Origin of the sequence: Saccharothrix luteola, assembly GCF_020859565.1 — a bacterium.
In the GTDB taxonomy this organism is placed as follows: Bacteria; Actinomycetota; Actinomycetes; order Mycobacteriales; family Pseudonocardiaceae; genus Actinosynnema; species Actinosynnema luteola.
Window position 1 is genome coordinate 36570 of sequence record NZ_JAJHUO010000008.1, and the last position, 18835, is coordinate 55404.

Here is an 18835-nt window from a genome sequence, read left to right on the forward strand (position 1 = left end):
CCGGACTGCCGCCGTCAGAGCACCGAGATGGCGACCGCGAAGCACAGCACGGCGAGGCTCAGCACCAGGTGGACGAGCGAGGGCACCTCGGGCCGGCCGCCCGGGCACAGCGACCGCTCGGTCAGCACCGGTCGCCGGACTCTCCCGGCGTCGGCCGCGGACACCGGCGGGACCACCCGGTCCTCGAGTGCGACACCCGTTCCGAATTGGACGGACGAACCCGCCACGCCAGACATGTGCAAGTCATTCACTTTCCTTCCCGACACATTCCCCACGCCTTTGGCGTCGGCAGCGCGGGTCGACACGTTACTCGTTAACACGCTTTCGAAGACTCTCTTCCGCCGCTGACAGCAGTCGGGCCCGGTCCTGCCGGGCCAGCCGCTTCCGTTCCCGCTCACGCACCCATGTTCGCACGTCGTCGGCACCCAGGCCGACCGCTTCCCGGTAGAATTCGTCCTCGAACCACCACCACACCCGAATGCCGTAACGGGCAATGCGCACGGGCTGTTCCCGACGCAACACGTCGAGTGACGAAAAATCGGCCACCAGCACCGGCGGACATCCCGTGCCGACGAAGAAATGCCTTTTCCGGAACGCGAAACGGCGATGGGTGAAGAATCCCGCGTTCGGGTCGGGCACCGGCCCACCAGGCGATGTCACGGGCCGTGGTCGGGCGAACGCGGGCGTCTCCGGCCACGACCGGCGGCGCACCGCCACCACCACCCCGGCGGTCGCCAGGACCACGAGCACCACGACGACACCAACCACGACCCCGGACATGCTTGGACCCCCAAAGCGAGCGGTCGCGGAGCGCTCGACCTGGCAGACTCCCCTGCCGTGACGCTGACCGTCTCGTTCATCTGCACCGGCAACATCTGCCGTTCCCCCGTAGCCGCGATCATATTCCGCGAGCACCTGCGCCGGGCCGGCCTGGGTGATCTTGTGGAGGTGACCAGCGCGGGCACGGGCGGGTGGCACGTGGGCGACCCCGCCGACCCCAGGGCGGCCAAGTCGCTGGCCGACAACGGCTACCCGACCGAGCACAGCGCCGCCCAGGTCGACGACAACCACCTCGACGCCGACCTTCTGGTGGCGTTGGACTCGGGGCACGCGCGGGCGCTGCGGCGACTGGTCGGCGATCCCGAGCGGGTCAGGCTGCTGCGCTCCTTCGACCCAGACGCGGACGGCGTCGACGTGCCCGACCCCTACTACGGCGACAAGGCCGGCTTCGACCGCGTGGTCGAGATGGTGGAGGCCGCGGTCCCCGGTCTGCTGGCTTGGGTCCGCGAACGCCTATAAGGCAGATGTGACACAAAGATCAAAAGCACGTCCTCGCCGGACGGGCAGATCAGCAGGATGACCCCAAGCACCGCTGGATGTTCCGGGTCCGTTGTTGGTCCGGGTTTCGTGTCATCCCTCTGGGGAGGTGAGGGCATCGCCGCCGCACACGCCCCAGCCCGACCCGACCCCGGGCCCGCCGGCGACCCCCGGACCGTCCACTGGCATGCCCTTCCCCAGAAGTAGGGCTTCGCGTCATCCCGCCGACCTGGCGCAGCCCTACCGCGCGTGTCAAGGGGGGCGCTGTTCAGCGATACCCGCGGCTTCGACCGTGGGCGCCCCCCTTGATACGTGTGGTAGCCCTTGTGGAGGTCGGTGGGATGACACGAAACCCGGACCAACGACGGACCCGGCACAGAACCACCCAACCCCAGGTCATCCTGCTGATCTGCCCGTCCGGCGAGGACATGCTTTTCAAGCTTCTACGCCAAGCCGAAGGGACGCACCCCCGTGGACAGCCGTAGATCACCGGCCCAAGCCGCGACGGAGCTGACCGGCGTCCCAGGCACCGAAACCCGCCACCTCGGCCCGACCACCTGGGAAGTCACCCTCGCCAACGGCAACCTGGTGGTCGTCAAACGGCACAGCACCCCGAACGCGACCCAAGCCGAAGCCGCCTCACTGCACTGGCTGACCGAACCCAAAGGCCCACCGGTCCCACACCTGCACGGCCACGACGCGCAGTGGCTGGTGATGGACCGGATCGACCAGGGCCACCCCACCCCCACCACCGCCGAGGAGTTCGGCCGCAAGCTCGCCGCCCTCCACACCACCGGAGCCCCGGCGTTCGGCGTGCCGCCACCAGGCGGGCCGACCGAGGCGACGATCGGCCTCGCGCCGATGCGCAACGTCCCCTCCGACAACTGGCCCGAGTGGTTCGCCGAGCACCGGATCGCCCACTACACCCGACTCGCGGTGGACGCGGGCGTGTTGACCCCGACCGAGGCCCGGACCATAGAGGCCGTGCGGGTGGAGGCGCCGCACGAACCGCCCGCCCGCCTGCACGGCGACCTCTGGAACGGCAACGTGCACTGGGCCGCCGACGGCCGCGCGTGGCTGATCGACCCCGCCGCCCACGGCGGCCACCGGGAGAGCGACCTGGCCATGCTCGCCCTCTTCGGCTGCCCCCACCTGGACCGCGTGCTCGCCGCCTACGACGAGGCCGCGCCGCTGGCCGACGGGTGGCGTGACCGGGTGCCGCTGCACCAGCTGTTCCCGGTGCTCGTGCACGCCGTGCTGTTCGGCGGCGGCTACGCCGGACAGGCGTTGTCCCTGGCCCGGTCGCTGAGATGATGACCGCATGGGGATCAAGGCGTTCGACCGCGACGACTGGCGGTGGCTCAACGAGCCGCGCGCGTGGAGCGACCAGGACGGGCTGACCGTCACCAGCGACCCGGAAACGGACTTCTGGCGCACCACCCACTACGGCTACGACCGTGACAGCGGCCACGTCCTCGGCGTGCCGCTGACCGGTGACTTCACCATCGCCGCCTCGTTCACCGCGGACTACGCCGCCCAGTACGACCAGGCGGGCATCGCGCTGTGGCTCGACGACCGCAACTGGATCAAGGCGGGCGTCGAGCTCGTGGACGACGAGTTCCAGGTCAGCACCGTCGTGACCAGGGACTTCTCCGACTGGTCGGTGGTGCCGGCCGGACGCGTCGGTCGGGTGACGATCGCGGCGGTGCGCGAGGGCGACGCGGTGACCGTCCGCTACGGCACCGGCGACACCGAGCCGACGACCCTGCTGCGGCTGGCGTACTTCCCGCCCGAGGTGGAGGCGTTGGTCGGCGTGATGGTCGCGGCGCCGACGGGCCCGGGCTTCACCGCCCGCTTCGACCGGGTGCAGGTCACAACGGCCTAGGGCTTACCGTGGTCACGTGCGGTTGAGGTTCCTGTTGCAGCCCGGGTGGCTGGCGTTGACGCTGGCGGTCTGGGTGTTCGCGGGCGCGTGCTTCACGCTGCTGGCGCCGTGGCAGTTCGACCGCGACACCGAGCGCGACGCCCAGAACAACGCGGTCACGTCGTCCCTGCGCACCGACCCGGTGCCGGTCGCCACGCTGCTCGACCGGCCCGCCGCCGAGGTCGAGTGGCGGCGCGTGACGCTGACCGGCCGCTACCTGCCCGAGGGGCAGGCGGTGGCGCGGCTGCGGACCGTGCAGGGCGAGGCGGCGTTCGAGGTGCTGACGCCGTTCCGGCTGGCCGACGGGCCGACGGTGCTGGTCGACCGGGGTTACGTGCGGCCGGTCAACGGCATCAAGGTGCCCGACCTCAAGCCGGTGCCGACCGGTGACGTGACGCTGGTCGCGCTGGTCCGCCGGGACGAGTCGGACACCCGGGAGGCGTTCCAGGAGGACGAGCACCGGCAGGTGTACTCGGTGAACTCCGCCGTGGTCGGCCGCGCCGCCGGGCTGGACCTCCGGCCGGGCTACTTCCAGCTCACCGAGGGCCAGCCCGGGGTCGAGGAGTCCCTGCCGCTGCCGAAGCTCGACGCGGGACCGTTCTTCTCCTACGCGTTGCAGTGGATCGCGTTCGGCGCGATGGCGCTCGGCGGCTGGCTGTACTTCACCGTCCGCGAGATCCGCCCCGGCGGCGCGCTCCAGGCGGACACCACCGGCAAGAAGGTCAGGCGGAAGTCCGTCGCCGAACAGCTCGCCGAAGACGAGGCCGCGCCAGCGCGATGACCGCGGTCACGGCCGCCGCCGACGCGCCGACCACCCGCGACAGCTCCACCGCCCGCGTCACGTGACCCGCGTCGGGGTTGCGGCCGTGCCCGAGCACCGGCCGGTCCTCCGCGCCGTGCGCGTACACCGTGCGCCCGCCCAGCCGGACCTCCAACGCGCCCGCGAACGCCGCCTCGACCTGGCCGGCGTTGGGGCTCGGGTGGGCCGCCGCGTCCCGCCGCCACGTCCGCCACGCCTCGCCCGCCGACCCGCCGACGACCGGCGCACCGGCCGCCGTGAGCAGCGCGGCCAGCCGCGAGGGCAGCAGGTTCGCCACGTCGTCCAGCCGTGCCGCGGCCCAGCCGAACCGGCGGTAGCGCTCGTTGCGGTGGCCGACCATGGCGTCGAGCGTGTTCGCCGCGCGGTAGCCGAGCAGACCGGGCACGCCCGCGACCGCGCCCCAGAACAGCGGGGCCACGACGGCGTCGGACGTGTTCTCCGCCACGGACTCGACGGTCGCCTTCGCCAGGCCCATCGTGTCGAGCTTGCGCGGCTCGCGCCCGCACAGGTTGGGCAAACGATTGCGCGCCGCTTCGAGGTCGCCGCCGTCCAGCTCGCGGCCCATCGCGGTGCCCTCGTCGGCCAACGACGACCCGCCGAGCACGATCCACGTGGCGGCGGCCGTGCTCAGGGCCTGGAAGACCTGGCTGCGCTTGCCGAGCCGCTCCACCGCGACTCCCGCGAGGACCGTGCCGCCGACGAGCGCGACCGTGTGCGCCACACCGCCCGCCCGGTGGTCGCGGTACAGCTTGCGCTCCAGCGCCGCCGCCGCCCGTCCGAATCCCGCTACCGGGTGATACCTCTCGGGGTCGCCGAACACCGCGTCAGCGGCCACGCCCAGCACCAACCCCACCGCGCGCCCCAGACTCACACGGGCACGGTAGCCCGCACGTGTCGGACCGCCGCATTAGGGTGGCGCACCGTGGAACCAGCCGGCCGCCTCAAGCTCTACGCGTACCTGGACGCCCGCGATCACCAGCGCACGTACCTGGCGATCATGCGGTTGTTCACGTCCACGCTGCTGGCCGACCTGTCGGCGGGTGAGGTCGCGGGCGCGTTGGCGGGCGCCGAGCGGGAGGGCCGGGTCGAGGCGGGCGAGTCGCGCATCGAGAACGTGATCAACCGGCTCCGGCAGCTGGTCGAGTGGGGCAACCTGGTGCAGGGCAGGCGCGAGGTGGTGGCCTCCAGCATCGCCGAGTTCCAGCACGGCAGCGTGCGCTACCAGGTCAGCAAGCTCGCGGTCCGGGTGCAGCGCGACGTGGACGAGCTGCTGCGCGTGCCGGAGGGCGCCCGGGAGGTGTCCCGGGAGCTGCTGCCCGCCGTGGAACGCGGCCTCGACCGGCTCGGGCAGTCGCTGTCGGAGGCGTTGATCAGCGGCGCGCCCCGCTCGCGTGAGGTGCTGGCCGAGCAGGTCACGACGCTGTTCCTCCAGCACGCCGAGCTGGCCGCGACCGTGCGCGACTTCTACGCCTACCTGGGTCAGGTCGTCACGCGGCACCACCTCGCGCCCGAGGAGATCTCCGGGTTCCGCAACCTGCTGGTCGAGTACATCCAGATGGTCGTGGAGGACGTGCTGCGGCACACGCCGGCCATCGCGGACGCCCTGGCCCGCGTCACCTCCGCGCGGTCCGAGCTCCTGCGCCTGCTGGGCCGTGCCGACCTCGGTGAGAAGGTCGAACGGGCCCGCGGGCGGTCGGCGGAGGACTGGCAGGACCTGACCGACTGGTTCGTGGACCGCCCCGGGCGGCCGAGCCAGGTGACGGCGTTGCGGGAGGCGACGGCGCGCGCGATCGGGTCGCTGCTGGCGAGCGTGAAGCGGGCGACGTCCGGCGGCGGGCTGCTGCCGAGCAGGCGGGCGGAGCTGCTGAAGCTGGCCGGGTGGTTCGACGCGGGGACGCGCTCGGAGGCGCACGAGCTCTACGCGGCGGCGTTCGGGCTGTACGCGGCGCGGCACGTGTCGCCGGCGCCCGAGCACGACCGCGACAACGAGCGCACGGCGTGGCGTGACGGGCCGGTGGTCGACGTGCAGGTGAGCGTGCGCAGCCGCGGTGATCGCGGCGCCCGCGGGCGGACCTCGCGGATCCTGGACGACCCGATGACCGAGCAGTCGCTGCTGGCCGAGGCGCGGGAGGCCGACGAGCGGCGGGCGGCGTCGGTGGCCGAGCTGGCGGCGGCGGCGCCCCGGCTGTCGTCCACGACGTTGTCCGGTGAGGCGCTCGAGGTGCTGTGCGAGCTGCTGACCTTGGCGATGGCGCAGCGCGACACCGCGGCCGACTCCGGTTCGGCGACGGATCCGGTGCGCGGGCTGCGGGTGACCGTCTCGCACACCGCCGGGAGTTCGACGCGGATCCGTTCGGCGGCGGGCACGTTGACGCTGCACGACTCGACGTTGGTGCTCGACTGATGTTCGACGACCTCTCCGAGATCGACGCCGCGAACGTGGTGCGCTGCGCCCGCACCCTGCTGCGACGGCCGCTGCTGCGCGCCGACGGGCCGGACGGCGAGCTGTTGGCGCTGGTCTACCGGCACCGGGCGGCGTTGCAGGACCTGTTCGCCCGGCAGCTGGGCTACCGGCTCGTGGTGGAACGGCGGTTCGCCCGGCTCTACAAGGCGGGCCCGGGTCCCGACGACTCGCGCGGCGTGCTCGGCATGTCGCCGCGCGGGTACGCGTACGTGGCGCTGACCATGGCGGTGCTGACCGGGGTCGGGCGGCAGGCGCTGCTGTCGCGGCTGGTGGCGGACATCCGTGCGGCCGCGGTGGAGGCCGGGCTGACCGTGGTGGACGACGTGGCGGACCGGCGGGCGTTGACGGCGGCGTTGCGGCACCTGGTCTCGCTCGGCGTGCTGCACGAGACCGAGGGCACGGTGGACGTGCAGGCCGAGGCGCTGATCACGATCGACACCGACCTGCTCGGGCAGCTGCTGACCGGGCCGGTGGCGGAGGCGTCGTCGCCGGCCCGGCTGGTGGAGCTGGCGGCACGGCCCGGTCCGCGCGGCGTGGAGCACGCGGTGCGGCGCAAGCTGGTGGAGAACCCCGTCGTCCTGTACGCGGACCTGCCGCCGGAGCAGGCGGAGTGGTTGCGGCGCAACCAGCGCAAGGAGTCCGCGCTGCTGGAGACGTGCTTCGGCCTGCACACCGAGTGCCGGGTCGAGGGCGTGCTGGCGGCCGATCCCGAGGACTACCTGACCGACCTGTACTTCCCCGGCACGTCCACGGTGGCGCGGATCGCGTTGCTGGCGCTGCCGGAGCTGCTGGAGTCCGACCCTCTCGCCGGTGGACGGCACGCCGTGGACCGGGCGCGGCTGTCCGAGGTGTGCTCGCGGCTGGTCGAGGACTACCCGACCGCGTGGTCCAAGCAGTTCACCGAAGACCTGGACCGACTGGTCGACGAGGTGCTGGAGCTGTTGCGCCGCATGGGGTTGGCGGTCGCCTCCGAGGACGGGTGGCTGCTCAACGCCGCCGCCCACCGGTGGCTGCCCTCGCCCGACGGCGACCCCGAACGTGAAGTCGAGCCGGTGGTCGTGCCGGACGTGCCCAGCTGGTCGTTGTTCGATGAGGAGACCGCGTGAACAGGTGGCGGCTGCACAGGGGCGGCATCGTCAACATCTGGCAGTACACCGAGCAGACGTTCGACTTCTCGGGCGGGCGCGCGATCTTCCAGGGCACCAACGGGTCCGGCAAGTCGCGCACGCTGGAGCTGCTGCTGCCGCTGTGCCTGGACGGTGACCTGCGGCAGGTCGGCTCCAAGGGCTTCGACACGGTGTCGCTGCGGCGGCTCATGCTGGACGACTACGACGGCGGGCCGAACCGGATCGGGTACGCGTGGGTCGAGCTGACCCGTGGTGCCGGGGAGTACCTGACCTGCGGGTTGGGCGTGAAGGCGTCCAAGACCTCGCAGGCGATCACCGACTCGTGGCGGTTCATCACCTCGTCGCGGGTGGGTCACGGGTTGACGCTGGTCGGCGCGGACCGCACGCCGCTGGGCCCGGTGCAGTTGCGCGACCTGATCGGCGCGGACTGCGTGCTGGAGGAGGCGGCGTTCCGGGCGCGCGTGGCCGAGACCGTGTACGGCGTGCCCGGGCCCCGGTACGGCGACCTGCTGCACCTGCAGCGGACGTTGCGCAACCCGGACGTCGGGTTGAAGGTGCTGGAAGGGCAGCTGGAGCAGATCCTGTCCGACGCGCTGCCGCCGTTGGACCAGGCGATGGTCGAGCAGCTGGCGACGTCGTTCGACGACCTGGAGTCGATCCGGGAGAACATCACGCGGCTGTCGTCGGCCGACGCGGCGCTGGGCACGTTCCTGAAGACGTACTCGGACTACGCGTTCGGCGGGCTGCGCGCGGCGGCGGAGCGGTTGGGCGGGGCCGAGGACGGGGTGCGGAAGCTGGAACGGACGTCGGCCCGGTTGGCGGCGTCGTTGGAGGAGGCGCTGGCGGCGCGTGCGGCGGCGGAGCACTCGGTGGCGTCGTTGGAGGCCGGTGAGCAGCAGGCCGAGGAGACCATCGGCGCGTTGAAGGAACTGCCGGCGTTCCGCGATCTCCAGGACTTGCAGACGCGCGAGAAGCTGGTGGCGGAGAAGCGTTCGTCGGCGGTGGCGGCGCTGGACATGGCGAACAAGCAGCGGTTGCAGGAGGACGGCGCGGTCGACGGCGTGCTGCGGCTGCTGCGGCGGTTGGCCGAGGACCTGGGTTCGGCGCAGGAGCTGGTCGAGCCGCTGCGCCACCACCTGCGCGTGGCGGGTCTGCCCACCGACACCGTGCCGGACGTGCCGCGGGTGTCGAGCTCGGAGGCGGTCGTGCGCACGGAGTCGGTGCGGGCCAAGCCGGACCCGGAAGCCGAGCCGCTGCCGATCGAACGCCGCGTGCCGCCTTCGGTGTCGGTCGACGAGGGGACGTTGGCGGAGGTGGCGGCGCGGACGTCGGAGATCGCTTCGGCGGCGCGGCAGCGCGGTGCGTTGGCGTTGGCGCTGGCGGCGCGGGCGGCCGAGCTGGATTCGGCGCAGCGGAAGGTGGAGGCGCTGCGCCAGACGGCGCGGGATGCTCAGCACGCGGCGACCGAGGCGGCGGCGTTGCGCAACCAGGAGGCGCAGGAACTGGCCGAGGTCGCCCAAGGGTGGTTGGCCGACGTCGAGTCGTGGCGAACCTCCGGCCCCCTGGCGACCGGCCACCCCGACTCACCGCTCTCCCTGCCGACCACCATCGACCCGGCCACCGCCCGCACCCTGACCACCGCCGCCCGGGAGTGGGTGGGTCCCCTGGTCACCGCCGCCCGGGACGGCGCGCACACGGCCGCGCGACGACGTGCCGACCTGGTCACGTCGATCAACGGCCGTGACGCCGAACTGTCGCGCCTGCGCTCGGGAACCGCCCAAACCCCGGCCCGCGGCCGCTTCACCGCGTCGGACCGGAACCCCACCACGGGCGCCCCGTTCTACCGCCTGGTCGACTTCCACCCCACCGTCGACGACAGCTCCCGCGCAGGCCTTGAGGCAGCCCTTGAGGCATCGGGCCTTCTGGACGCCTGGGTCACACAAACGGGTGAACCTGCCCCGAATATGTACGGAAACACTGTTACCGCACCTCGGTTGAAAACCAGCGGACCCGCCGAAACCACCCCCGACCGCCCCGACCCAGCCCACCACACCCTCACCGCCGACCCCGCCGACCTGACCCTCGACCCAACCCACCCCGCAGCTGCCGCACACCCCGCACCCGAGGCACCCGGACAGGACGTGCTGGCCATCCCCGGCACCCCGGTGGACGGCCCGTCCCTGGCGACGGTGCTGATCCCGGCCGTCGAGCCGGCCTCACCGGTCCCGGCCGCGGTGGTGGCGGACCTGCTCGCCTCGGTGTCCCTGCGGACCCTGGCCCCGGCCGCCGGCGCGTTCGCGGTGTCCCCGGACGGCCGGTGGCAGGCAGGCGTGCTGACCGGCGCGTGGCACAAGGAGGCGGCGGAGTTCATCGGCGCCGGCGCCCGCGAAGCCGCCCGCCAGCGCCGGATCGCGGACCTCGAGGACGAGCTGGCCGCCCTGCGCGCCGACCTCGGCGCGGCGGAAGCCGACCTGGCCGCCGCGCACGGCCTGGTCGAGCAGTGGGAGACCCACCTCGACCGCTTCCCTGCCGACCGCGAACTGGTCGCCCGCCACGGCCGCCTCCAGGCCGCCCAGGAATCCGCCGACCGCGCCGCCCGCCGCGCCGAGGAGCTGCGCGACGAGCTCGCCGCCGCCCAAGCGCGTGGCGAAGCCGCCGCCGCCGAAGTCGTGCGCCAGGCCGGCGACGCGGACCTGCCCGCCACCACCGACGGCCTGCACCAGGCCCAACAGGCGGCGGCCGAGGCGCAGCGCACGGCCGACCGGTTGGGCGACGTCCTGCGCCGCCAGTGCCGCGGCACGGTGGCCGACCTGACCGACGCGGCACACCGGTACCACGCGGCCGTGGAGGATCGGGCCGCGGCGGAGGCGGACGCGGAGGCGCGGTGCGTCGACTACGCGTCCCAGGCGTCGACGTTGGCCGAGCTGACCGACGCGATCGGGGGCGAGGCAAGGGAAATCGCTGACCAACTGTCCACTTTGGAGCGTTCGCGGCGCGAGATGCGCGATGAGCTCAAGGGCGTGCGCGAACAAGTCACCTCTGCACGCGAGCAGGCCGCGAAGCTGAACGCCCAACTGGACACCTCGGCCGAACAACTCGCCACCGCCCGCGACACCCTGACCCGCGCGACCGAGCACTTCAAGGCCACCGTGCAGGCGCCCGGCATCCTCGTCGCCGCCCTGCCGGACACGCCGGACGACGTCACGTCGGTCCGCACGGCCCTGGCGGCGTCCGACCGGCGCGGCGCGGGCGAGGCCACGGTGATCACCAAGCTCCAGGCGTTGCAGACCTCCCTGGCCGGCAGCCACGACATCGCCGCCGAGCAGCACGTCGGCCTGCTCACCGTCACCGTCACCGGTGAGGAGGGCGCCCGCCCGGTCGCCGTCGCCGCACGGCAGGTCACCGCGAAACTGGCCGAACAGCGCGGTTTCCTCGACGAGCAGTACCAGAACATCTTCGCCGACTACCTGATCCGCGACCTGGCCGAGTGGCTGCGCGGGCAGATCGCCGTCGCCGAGGACCTGTGCAAGCGGATGAACGAGGTGCTCGGCAAGGCCCGGTCCAGCCAGGGCGTGCACGTGAAGCTGGCGTGGAAGCCGTCGTCGGCGTTGGAGGAGGAGACGCGCGACGCGTTGGCGCTGGTCCGCCTCCCCTACGCGCAACGCGATCCCGAGCAGGACGCCACGCTGCGCCGCGTCTTCACCGAACGCATCGAAGCCGAACGCGACGCGCACACCGGCAACTACGCCGAAATCCTGTCCCGCGCCCTGGACTACCGGACGTGGCACCAGTTCACCGTCACGGTCGCCGACACGGGCCCGGACGGCAACCCGCGGGAACGCAGGCTCCGGCAGCTGTCGTCCGGCGAGACGCGGCTCATCTCGTACGTGACGCTGTTCGCGGCGGCGGCCTCGTTCTACGACGCGGTGAGCGGCGAGTTCTCGCCGTTGCGCCTGGTGCTGCTGGACGAGGCGTTCGAGCGGCTGGACGACCCGACGATCGCGCGCATGCTCGGCCTGCTGGTGGACCTCGACATGGACTGGGTGATCACCTGGCCCAGCGGCTGGGGCGTGTCCGACAAGATCCCGCGCATGCACATCTACGACGTGCTGCGACCCAAGAACGGCCGCGGCGTGGCGTGCACGCAGACCACGTGGGACGGCGCGGCGCTGGACCGGGTCGACCCCTAGCAGGCGGCAACGCGGCGGCCGTCGCGGTGGGCCTGGGCCGTGATCATCAGGACGTCGAGCGCGTCACGGGTGCGCAGCAGCTCCTCGATGTGGTCGGAGAGCCGGTCGCGTTCCCTGGCCATGCGCTCCATCGCGGCGTCCGAGTTCTCGTCGCTCGGCGAGTCGAGGCACGGCAGCAGCTCGGTGATCGTGCGGCTGGACAGCCCGGCCGCGTACAGGCGCTGCACGAACGCGACCCGCTCGACGTCGTACTCCGTGTACTGCCGCTGCCCGCCCGCGCTGCGAGTGCTGCTGAGAAGTCCCTGCTCCTCGTAGTACCGCAGCGAACGGACACTGACCCCGGCTCGCGCCGCCAGGTCACCGATCCTCATCCGACCCTCCGATTGTGACGCCGGCCGCACGGCTTGCCTCTCACATTGATGTCAGGTTTTAGCGTACCGGTCGGGCCCGTCGCGGGCCTCGACCAGTGCGAAGGAGTTCCGGCATGACCACGCTGTTCGACCGCTACCGCCTCGGTGGTCTGGACCTGCCCAACCGCGTCGTGATGGCGCCGATGAGCCGGGTCCGGGCCGCGGCCGGCGGTCTCGCGACCCCGGCCATGGCGACCTACTACGCCCAGCGCGCCACGGCCGGGTTGATCGTCTCCGAGGGCGTGCAGCCCAGCCTGATCGGGCAGTCCAACCCGAGCACACCGGGCCTGCACACCGACGAGCAGGTGGCCGCCTGGCGGCCCGTCACCGACGCCGTGCACGTCAACGGCGGACGCATCTTCGCCCAGATCATGCACGGCGGCCGGGTGTCGCACCCCGACACCACCGGTCTCCAGCCGGTCGGACCGTCCGCCGTCGCCGCCGTGGGCGACGTGTTCACCCCGAACGGACCGCGGCCCGCGCCGGTGCCCCGCGCCCTGGCCACCGCCGAGGTGCCCGAGCACGCCCGTTCGTACGCCGAGGCCGCCCGCCGCGCCGTCGACGCCGGGTTCGACGGCGTCGAGCTGCACGGCGCGAACGGCTACCTGATCTCGCAGTTCCTGTCGTCCAACGCCAACCTGCGCACCGACTCCTACGGCGGCCCGATCGCCCACCGCATCCGGTTCGCCGTCGAGGCGGTCGCGGCCACGGTGGACGCCGTCGGCGCGGAGCGCACCGCGATCAGGCTCTCGCCCGGCGCCACGTTCTGGGGCGTCGAGGAGACCGAGGTACCGGAGCTGTACGCGGCGCTGCTCGCCGAGCTCGCCCGCTTCGACCTCGCCTACGTGCACCTGGAGGCGACCGCCGACGAGGAGGTGCTGATCGGGTTGCGCCGCGCGTGGCCGGGCACCCTGGTCATGAACCCGGTGGTCCCGATGGGTCCGAAGCAGACCGACCGGGCCGCCGCCGACCACTGGCTCGGCCTGGGCGCGGAGCTGATCAGCTTCGGCCGCGCCTTCATCGCCAACCCCGACCTGGTGGAACGGCTCCGCGCCACGCTGCCGATCGCGCCCGTCGACGCCGACACGTACTACCAGGGCGGCGACGCGGGCTACCTCACCTACTCGACGTACCAGCACACCGCCTGACCGGAGCGGGGTCCGCTTCGCGCGGGCGAGCGCCGTCGCTAGAGCACGTGACTGGGGGTGCGGCGGCGCACGCCACCCGCGGCGAGGAACTCGGCCACCGGCAGCGTGGCCGCGCCGAGCGCGACGGATTCGGGACCCAGTTCGCACAGGGTGATCGACGCCTGCTCGAACGGTCGGCGCAGGGCGTGGCGGGAGGCCTGCGCGCGGACGTCGTCCAGGATCCGCCCGCCGAGCAGGAGCCCGGCCCAGCCGCCGACGATCACCTGGGACGGGTTGAACAGGTTGATCAGGTTCGCGATGCCGAGGCCCGCGTACCGGGCGGTCTCGGCGAGGACGTCCCGCGCCGCCCGCGAACCGTCCGCGACCAGCGCCGCCAACGCCGCCTCCTGCTCGGCCGGCACGTCCGCCTTCACCGCGCGGTACCGCTCCACCACGGCCGACGCGCCGATGTACGCCTCCAGGCACCCGTGCGCGCCGCACCGGCACGGGCGGCCGTCCAGCGCGACCGTGGTGTGTCCCCACTCCCCCGCACCGCCCGACGAGCCGCGGTACAGCACGCCGCCGGTGATGACGCTCGCGCCGACGCCCGACCCGATCAACGCGACCACCGCGTCACCCGTGCCGCGGCCCGCGCCGAACCAGACCTCCGCCTGCCCCAGCGTGTTCGCGCCGTTGTCCAGGAACAACGGCAGGTCGGTCCCGGTCCGGAGCAGCTGTTCCAACGCGACACCGCGCCAGCCGACGGTCTGCGCGTACACCAGCCCGTGCTCGACCTGCCCCGGCACGCCGATGCCGACGCCGAGCACGTCGCCGACCCCGCTGGCCGTGAGGCACCGGTCGAGCCCTTCGAGGACCCGCCGCGCCACGTCGTCGACCGAGTGGACGTCCGGTTCCATCGGGAACGTCGCCTCCGCCAGCCGTTGCAGCGTCAGGTCGAACACCTCGACCAGCACGTGCGTCTCGCCGACGTCGACACCCACCACCGCCGCGTGCCCCGGGTCGACCCGCAGCAGCACGCGGGGCCGCCCGCCGTCCGAGTCGACCTGCCCGGCCTCCACCACGACGCCGTCCGCCATGAGCTCGGCGACGACGTTGCTGACCGACGCCTGGCTGAGCCCGGTGGCGCCCGCGAGTTCCTGCCGGCTGCGCGGTTGGTCGAAGTACAGCGCGCGCAACACCCGCGCCCGGTTACCGGCACGCAGGTCGCGCACGGTCAGCTTGCGGTGCACGGCGACCCCCATCGGGCGAGTATGACCACGGCCGCCACACCGGCGCGTAGAACTTTCGACGTTAGTCGGTTGCGATCCGCTTGGTGCCCCAATTGCCGTGCGCTTCCGGCAGTGTCCGCCCGATTCGGTGCAGGTCGGCGTCGCCGGCACCTGCTGCCCGTCGGCGGCCGCCCCGGCGTTGACGACCCTGCGGCGGTCGGCTTGTTGCTCGCGCGCGACCCGGCCACGCCGCACCGGCCGTTCGGCCGGCCGGGTGACGCCGCCGGGGGCCGACCGGGAGCAGGTCGGACATCAGCAGGCGGTGCGGCGGGTCAGTCGACCGCCGCCCACGACTGGATCATCCGGTAGGCGATGGAGGCGCCCGGCGCGAGCAGCAGGTCGGGCACGCTGCCCGGCTCGGCGAGCGCCTGCCGCACGTCGGCCCGGCTCACCCACCGGGCCTGCGCGATCTCACCGTCCGCCAGGCTCAGCGGCTCGGTCGGGTCGGCCACCGCCTCGAACCCCACCATCAACGACCGCGGGAACGGCCACGGCTGGCTGCCGAGGTAGCGGATGCCGACGACCTCGACGCCGACCTCCTCCTCGATCTCCCGCGCCACGCACGCCTCCAGCGACTCGCCCGCCTCGACGAACCCGGCCAGCACCGAGTACCGCCCCTCGGGCCACCCCGCGCCGCGGGCGAGCAGCACCTGGTCCGCGCCGTCGTGGACCAGGCAGATCACCGCCGCGTCCGTGCGCGGGTACTCCTCGTGCCCGCACCGCTCGCAGACCCGGGCCCACCCGGACTTGATCGACTCGGTCGTCCCGCCGCACACCGCGCAGAACTTCGCCGACCGGTGCCAGTGGAACAACGCCACCGCGGACGTGAACAGGCCCGCGCCGGTGTCGTCCAGCAACGCGCCGCACGCCCGCAGGTCGAGCCACTGCGGCTCGTCCGTCAGCTCCGGCCGGATCCACGCCCGGCCGGAGGGCGCGCCGACGTCCGTCTCGTCCTCGGTCAGCGGAACCGCCCAGTACGCCACGCCGTCCTGCTCGCCGAGCAGCACCGCCGTGTCCGGCGGACCGTCGCCGAACTCGGTGGCGGGGCGGTCGACCAGGCGCGATGCCTGGTCGGCCACCAACGTGCGGCCGTGCACGTCCACGGTGAGGACGCGCGCCTTCGGCCACAGCTGCGCGACCCGCTCCGCGTCGCCGCGCAACGGCTCCCGCCGATCCACCGTGAACCGCGACAAGGCGGGCAGGTCCACCAACTCGAAGCTCACGGCAGGGTCACGCCGCCCAGCGCCCGCAGCTGCGGGGTCAACAGGTCCGCGTCACCCACCAGCACGCCGGTGAACGACGTCGGCGCGAAGAACTCCAACGCCACCTCGGTGACCTGCTCGACGGTGACCGCCGCCAGCCGGCCCGGGTGCCCGGTGAACCACTCGACGTCCAGCCCGAGCCCGGCGAGGTTCATCAGGAACGACGCCAGCCCGCCCTGCGACGACGTCGCGGTCAGCAGCGACCCGATCGCGTACCGGCGCGCGGTGTCCACCTCGGACTCCGTCGGCGGCACGAGACCCAGCTTGCCCAGCTCGTACCGGGTCTCCAGCAGCGCCGCCGCGGTCACCTCGCTCGCGGTGTCGGCGTCCACCAGCAGCGTCGCGCCGCCCGGCGTGAACTCCGGGTGCGACCGCGCGCTGTAGGTGTAGCCCTTGTCCTCGCGGATGTTCTCCACCAGCCGGGACGAGAAGAACCCGCCGAACACCAGGTTCGCCAGCTGCAACGCCGGGTACCGGTCGTCGGTGCGCTCCAGCCCGCGCCCGGCGAGCCGGATCTGGGACTGCACGGCGCCGGGGCGGTGCACGAACAGCACGTCACCACCCCGCACGGGCGGCAGCGGCGACAACGCCACCGCGGTGCCCTCGCCGGTCCAGCCGCCCAGCGCGCCCTCGACCGCGCGCACCGCCGCGTCCGGCGACACGTCGCCGACCACGACGATCACCGAACCGCGCGGCAGCACGGCCGACGAGTGCAGCGCCAGCACGTCGTCCCGCGTCACCGCCTCGACCTCGTCCGCCTCGGGCATCTCCTTGGCGAACGGGTGGTCGCCGTACAGGTGGCGCTGCAACGCCTCCCGCGCGATCACGTTCGGCTGCGAGCGCGCCAACCGGATCCGCTCCACCAACCGCGCGCGTTCCCGCTCGACCTCGTCGGCCGGGTAGGTCGCGCCGGTCAGCACGTCCCGCAGCACGTCCAGCACGGTCTCGAAACCGGACACCAGCGCGTTGCCGGAGAACGCCAGCCGCTCCGGGTCGACCACCGCGTCCAGCTCGCCGCCGACGAGGGCCAGCTCGGTGTCCACGTCCACCCGGCTGCGGGTGGCCGTGCCGGTGAGGATCGTGTTCGCCAGCACCTCGGCGCGGGCCGCGTGCGTCGAGCCGACGCTGCTCGCCGCCGGGTCGCCGAACGGGATCCGCAGCCGCACCTCCACGAGAGGCACCGAGTCCCGGCGCACGGCCAGCACCCGCAGGCCGTTGGCCAGCGTGGTGTCGACGGTGTCCAGGTCCGCCGCCGCCCGCTGCTCGCCCAGCTCCGGGAACGGGCGAGGCCCTAGCTCCGTACGGCCGATCTCCTCGGCGCTGCGGTGCTTGGTCGGGGCGCTCACTCGGTACCTCCGTCGGCGGGGTTGAGGATCAGGACGGCGCGCGAGTCGGGCCGCAACGCCTTGGCCGCCGCGGCGACCTCGTCGGTGGTGATGCCGGCCAGCTTCTCCGGCAGCTCGTACAGCAGCTCCGCCCGCCCGAACAGCAGCTCGGCCGACCCGAGCCCCAGGGTCCGGCTGGTGAGCCGGTCGTGCTCGCGGTGCATGGTCGACACCCAGCGGGCGGTGACCTTCGCCAACTCCTGCTCCGTCGGCCCTTCCTCGGCCAACCGCAGCAGCTCCTCGTCCACCGCCGCGAGCACCTGCTCGGAGGTGACCTCCGCCGGGTGGATCGCGGTGATGCTGAACGTGTCGGGGTCGCGCGCCTCCAACGGCCCGAACAGACCGCACCCGGCGCCGACGTCGACCACGATCGCGTCGCGGTGCACCAGTCGCTGCTGCAGCCGCGACCCGTCGCCGTCGGTGAGCACACCGGCCAGGACCAGGTACGCGAGGTAGCCCTCGACCTCGTTCACCGGGTCCGGGATGCGGTAGCCCACGGCGATGGCGGGCATCGGCGCGTGCTTGTCGGTGTGCTCGGCCCGCAGCTCGCCCTTCGGCGCGGCCTCGGCGAACGACGGCCGGGACGGCACCGGTCGGGCGGGCACGTCACCGAAGTGCTTCTCGACGAGTGCCTTCGCCCCTTCGGGGTCGAAGTCGCCCGCCACCGTCAGCACGGCGTTGCCCGGCGCGTAGTAGGTGTCGAAGAACGCGGCGCAGTCGTCCACGGTGGCGTTCTCCAGATCGGTGAAGTCGCCGTAGCCGTTGTGCGCGTTGGGGAAGGTCTGGAACAGGACCGGCGGCAGGAGGATCCACGGGAACCCGCCGTACGGTCGGTTGAGCACGTTGAGCCTGATCTCCTCCTTCACGACGTCGATCTGGTTGCGCAGGTTCTCCTCGGTGATCTTCGGCGCCCGCATGCGGTCCGCCTCGAGGAACAGAGCCCGCTCCAGCGCCGCCGACGGCAGCACTTCGTAGTAGTCGGTGTAGTCGGGGTGGGTCGACCCGTTGAACGTGCCGCCCGAGGACTGCACGTGCCGGAAGTGGGCCAGCTTCTCCAGGCTCTCGCTGCCCTGGAACATGAGGTGCTCGAAGAGGTGGGCGAACCCCGTCCGCCCCTCGGGCTCGGAGCGGAAACCCACGTCGTAGTGCACGCTCACCCCGACGACCGGGGCGCTGCGGTCGGGTGCGAGCACCACCCGCAGACCGTTGGGAAGCGTGAACCTGTGCAGTTCGGGTAGCGCCATGAACGCAGCCTACGGGTTCACACCACCGCCGGGCTCGATGGTCGCCCACCCACCGAAGCATCCCGCTACGCCCAGCGCGAACCGACCGGGTTCCGACCGGCCGACCAGCGCCTCGACCGCCGATCCGGAACCGGGCACGCGCCCGCGCCGGTCCGGACCACCACCTGTCTCAGCAGGCCGCCAACCCGGTGGAGCCGGCGCGTGTGGACACCGGGTCGACTGCGGCTGCGCCCCCCGTGGACCTTCGCCCGCCGCCCGCGGGTTCGTGTTGGGGGA

Annotated in this window: 16 protein-coding genes; 8 read left to right on the forward strand and 8 right to left on the reverse strand. The window is 72.9% G+C overall.

Annotation, left to right across the window (positions count from 1 at the left end):
• Positions 1-14 precede the first annotated feature (14 nt).
• Positions 15-164 carry a hypothetical protein gene (locus LNK82_RS12945; RefSeq protein ID WP_230567210.1) on the reverse strand — a complete coding sequence of 50 codons (150 nt, stop codon included), beginning with the start codon at positions 162-164 and terminating at the stop codon, positions 15-17.
• A 142-nt stretch (positions 165-306) separates the two neighbouring features.
• The gene (locus tag LNK82_RS12950) at positions 307-780 is read right to left on the reverse strand and encodes a hypothetical protein (RefSeq protein ID WP_230567211.1); all 474 of its coding nucleotides are present in this window, start codon (positions 778-780) and stop codon (positions 307-309) included.
• A gap of 63 nt (positions 781-843) precedes the next feature.
• Between LNK82_RS12950 and LNK82_RS12955 the strand changes: the two genes are divergently transcribed.
• The 4 genes from LNK82_RS12955 (at position 844) to LNK82_RS12970 (ending at position 4022) form a co-directional block, all read left to right on the forward strand.
• Complete coding sequence (locus LNK82_RS12955; RefSeq protein WP_230567446.1) at positions 844-1299, forward strand: low molecular weight protein-tyrosine-phosphatase; 456 nt, start codon at positions 844-846, stop codon at positions 1297-1299.
• 489 nt (positions 1300-1788) lie between these two features.
• Positions 1789-2631, forward strand: a complete 843-nt coding sequence (locus LNK82_RS12960; RefSeq protein ID WP_372470476.1) for a fructosamine kinase family protein — start codon at positions 1789-1791, stop codon at positions 2629-2631.
• Between the two features lie 7 nt (positions 2632-2638).
• On the forward strand, positions 2639-3202 hold the full coding sequence (locus LNK82_RS12965) for a DUF1349 domain-containing protein (RefSeq protein ID WP_230567212.1): 564 nt from the start codon (positions 2639-2641) through the stop codon (positions 3200-3202).
• Between the two features lie 16 nt (positions 3203-3218).
• Positions 3219-4022 (forward strand): SURF1 family cytochrome oxidase biogenesis protein, encoded by an 804-nt coding sequence (locus LNK82_RS12970; RefSeq protein ID WP_230567213.1) that lies wholly within the window; start codon positions 3219-3221, stop codon positions 4020-4022.
• On the opposite strand, the gene LNK82_RS12975 is transcribed toward LNK82_RS12970, so the two are convergent.
• Positions 3964-4932 (reverse strand): cobalamin biosynthesis protein, encoded by a 969-nt coding sequence (locus LNK82_RS12975; RefSeq protein ID WP_230567214.1) that lies wholly within the window; start codon positions 4930-4932, stop codon positions 3964-3966. The two genes, LNK82_RS12970 and LNK82_RS12975, sit on opposite strands and share 59 nt — an antisense overlap.
• Before the next feature lie 51 nt (positions 4933-4983).
• Here LNK82_RS12975 and LNK82_RS12980 point away from each other — a divergent pair, with 51 nt between their 5' ends.
• From LNK82_RS12980 to LNK82_RS46710, 3 genes are read left to right on the forward strand one after another with little or no spacing between them, the layout of a single operon-like run.
• Positions 4984-6465: a DUF2397 domain-containing protein gene (locus LNK82_RS12980; protein WP_230567215.1), complete on the forward strand. Its 1482-nt coding sequence runs from the start codon at positions 4984-4986 to the stop codon at positions 6463-6465.
• Complete coding sequence (locus LNK82_RS12985; protein WP_230567216.1) at positions 6465-7631, forward strand: TIGR02678 family protein; 1167 nt, start codon at positions 6465-6467, stop codon at positions 7629-7631. The genes LNK82_RS12980 and LNK82_RS12985 overlap by 1 nt, the downstream gene beginning before the upstream one ends.
• Positions 7628-11842, forward strand: a complete 4215-nt coding sequence (locus LNK82_RS46710; RefSeq protein ID WP_308257203.1) for an SbcC/MukB-like Walker B domain-containing protein — start codon at positions 7628-7630, stop codon at positions 11840-11842. Before LNK82_RS12985 ends, LNK82_RS46710 begins: the two co-directional genes overlap by 4 nt.
• Here the strand turns inward: LNK82_RS46710 and LNK82_RS13000 are convergent.
• The gene (locus LNK82_RS13000) at positions 11839-12213 is read right to left on the reverse strand and encodes a MerR family transcriptional regulator (protein ID WP_230567217.1); all 375 of its coding nucleotides are present in this window, start codon (positions 12211-12213) and stop codon (positions 11839-11841) included. The two genes, LNK82_RS46710 and LNK82_RS13000, sit on opposite strands and share 4 nt — an antisense overlap.
• 113 nt (positions 12214-12326) lie before the next feature.
• Between LNK82_RS13000 and LNK82_RS13005 the strand changes: the two genes are divergently transcribed.
• On the forward strand, positions 12327-13400 hold the full coding sequence (locus tag LNK82_RS13005) for an alkene reductase (protein WP_230567218.1): 1074 nt from the start codon (positions 12327-12329) through the stop codon (positions 13398-13400).
• 38 nt (positions 13401-13438) lie between these two features.
• Here LNK82_RS13005 and LNK82_RS13010 read toward each other — a convergent pair whose 3' ends face one another.
• From LNK82_RS13010 to LNK82_RS13025, 4 genes are all read right to left on the reverse strand, one after another.
• Positions 13439-14641, reverse strand: coding sequence for an ROK family transcriptional regulator (locus LNK82_RS13010; protein WP_230567219.1), 1203 nt, complete (start codon positions 14639-14641; stop codon positions 13439-13441).
• Positions 14642-14940: 299 nt separating this feature from the next.
• Positions 14941-15891, reverse strand: coding sequence for an NAD(+) diphosphatase (nudC, locus tag LNK82_RS13015; RefSeq protein WP_230567220.1), 951 nt, complete (start codon positions 15889-15891; stop codon positions 14941-14943).
• A complete protein-coding gene (locus LNK82_RS13020; protein ID WP_230567221.1) occupies positions 15888-17276 on the reverse strand; it encodes a M16 family metallopeptidase in 1389 nt (462 codons plus the stop codon). The genes nudC and LNK82_RS13020 overlap by 4 nt, the downstream gene beginning before the upstream one ends.
• Complete coding sequence (locus tag LNK82_RS13025; protein WP_230567222.1) at positions 17273-18559, reverse strand: M16 family metallopeptidase; 1287 nt, start codon at positions 18557-18559, stop codon at positions 17273-17275. The genes LNK82_RS13020 and LNK82_RS13025 overlap by 4 nt, the downstream gene beginning before the upstream one ends.
• Between the last annotated feature and the right edge of the window lie 276 nt (positions 18560-18835).

Coding starts and splice junctions, on each gene's coding strand:
- LNK82_RS13000 (WP_230567217.1), bottom strand. CDS start 12,213: ATGAGGATCGGTGACCTGGCGGCGCGAGCCGGGGTCAGTGTCCGTTCG.
- LNK82_RS12965 (WP_230567212.1), top strand. CDS start 2,639: ATGGGGATCAAGGCGTTCGACCGCGACGACTGGCGGTGGCTCAACGAG.
- LNK82_RS13010 (WP_230567219.1), bottom strand. CDS start 14,641: ATGGGGGTCGCCGTGCACCGCAAGCTGACCGTGCGCGACCTGCGTGCC.
- LNK82_RS12950 (WP_230567211.1), bottom strand. CDS start 780: ATGTCCGGGGTCGTGGTTGGTGTCGTCGTGGTGCTCGTGGTCCTGGCG.
- LNK82_RS12985 (WP_230567216.1), top strand. CDS start 6,465: ATGTTCGACGACCTCTCCGAGATCGACGCCGCGAACGTGGTGCGCTGC.
- LNK82_RS13005 (WP_230567218.1), top strand. CDS start 12,327: ATGACCACGCTGTTCGACCGCTACCGCCTCGGTGGTCTGGACCTGCCC.
- LNK82_RS13025 (WP_230567222.1), bottom strand. CDS start 18,559: ATGGCGCTACCCGAACTGCACAGGTTCACGCTTCCCAACGGTCTGCGG.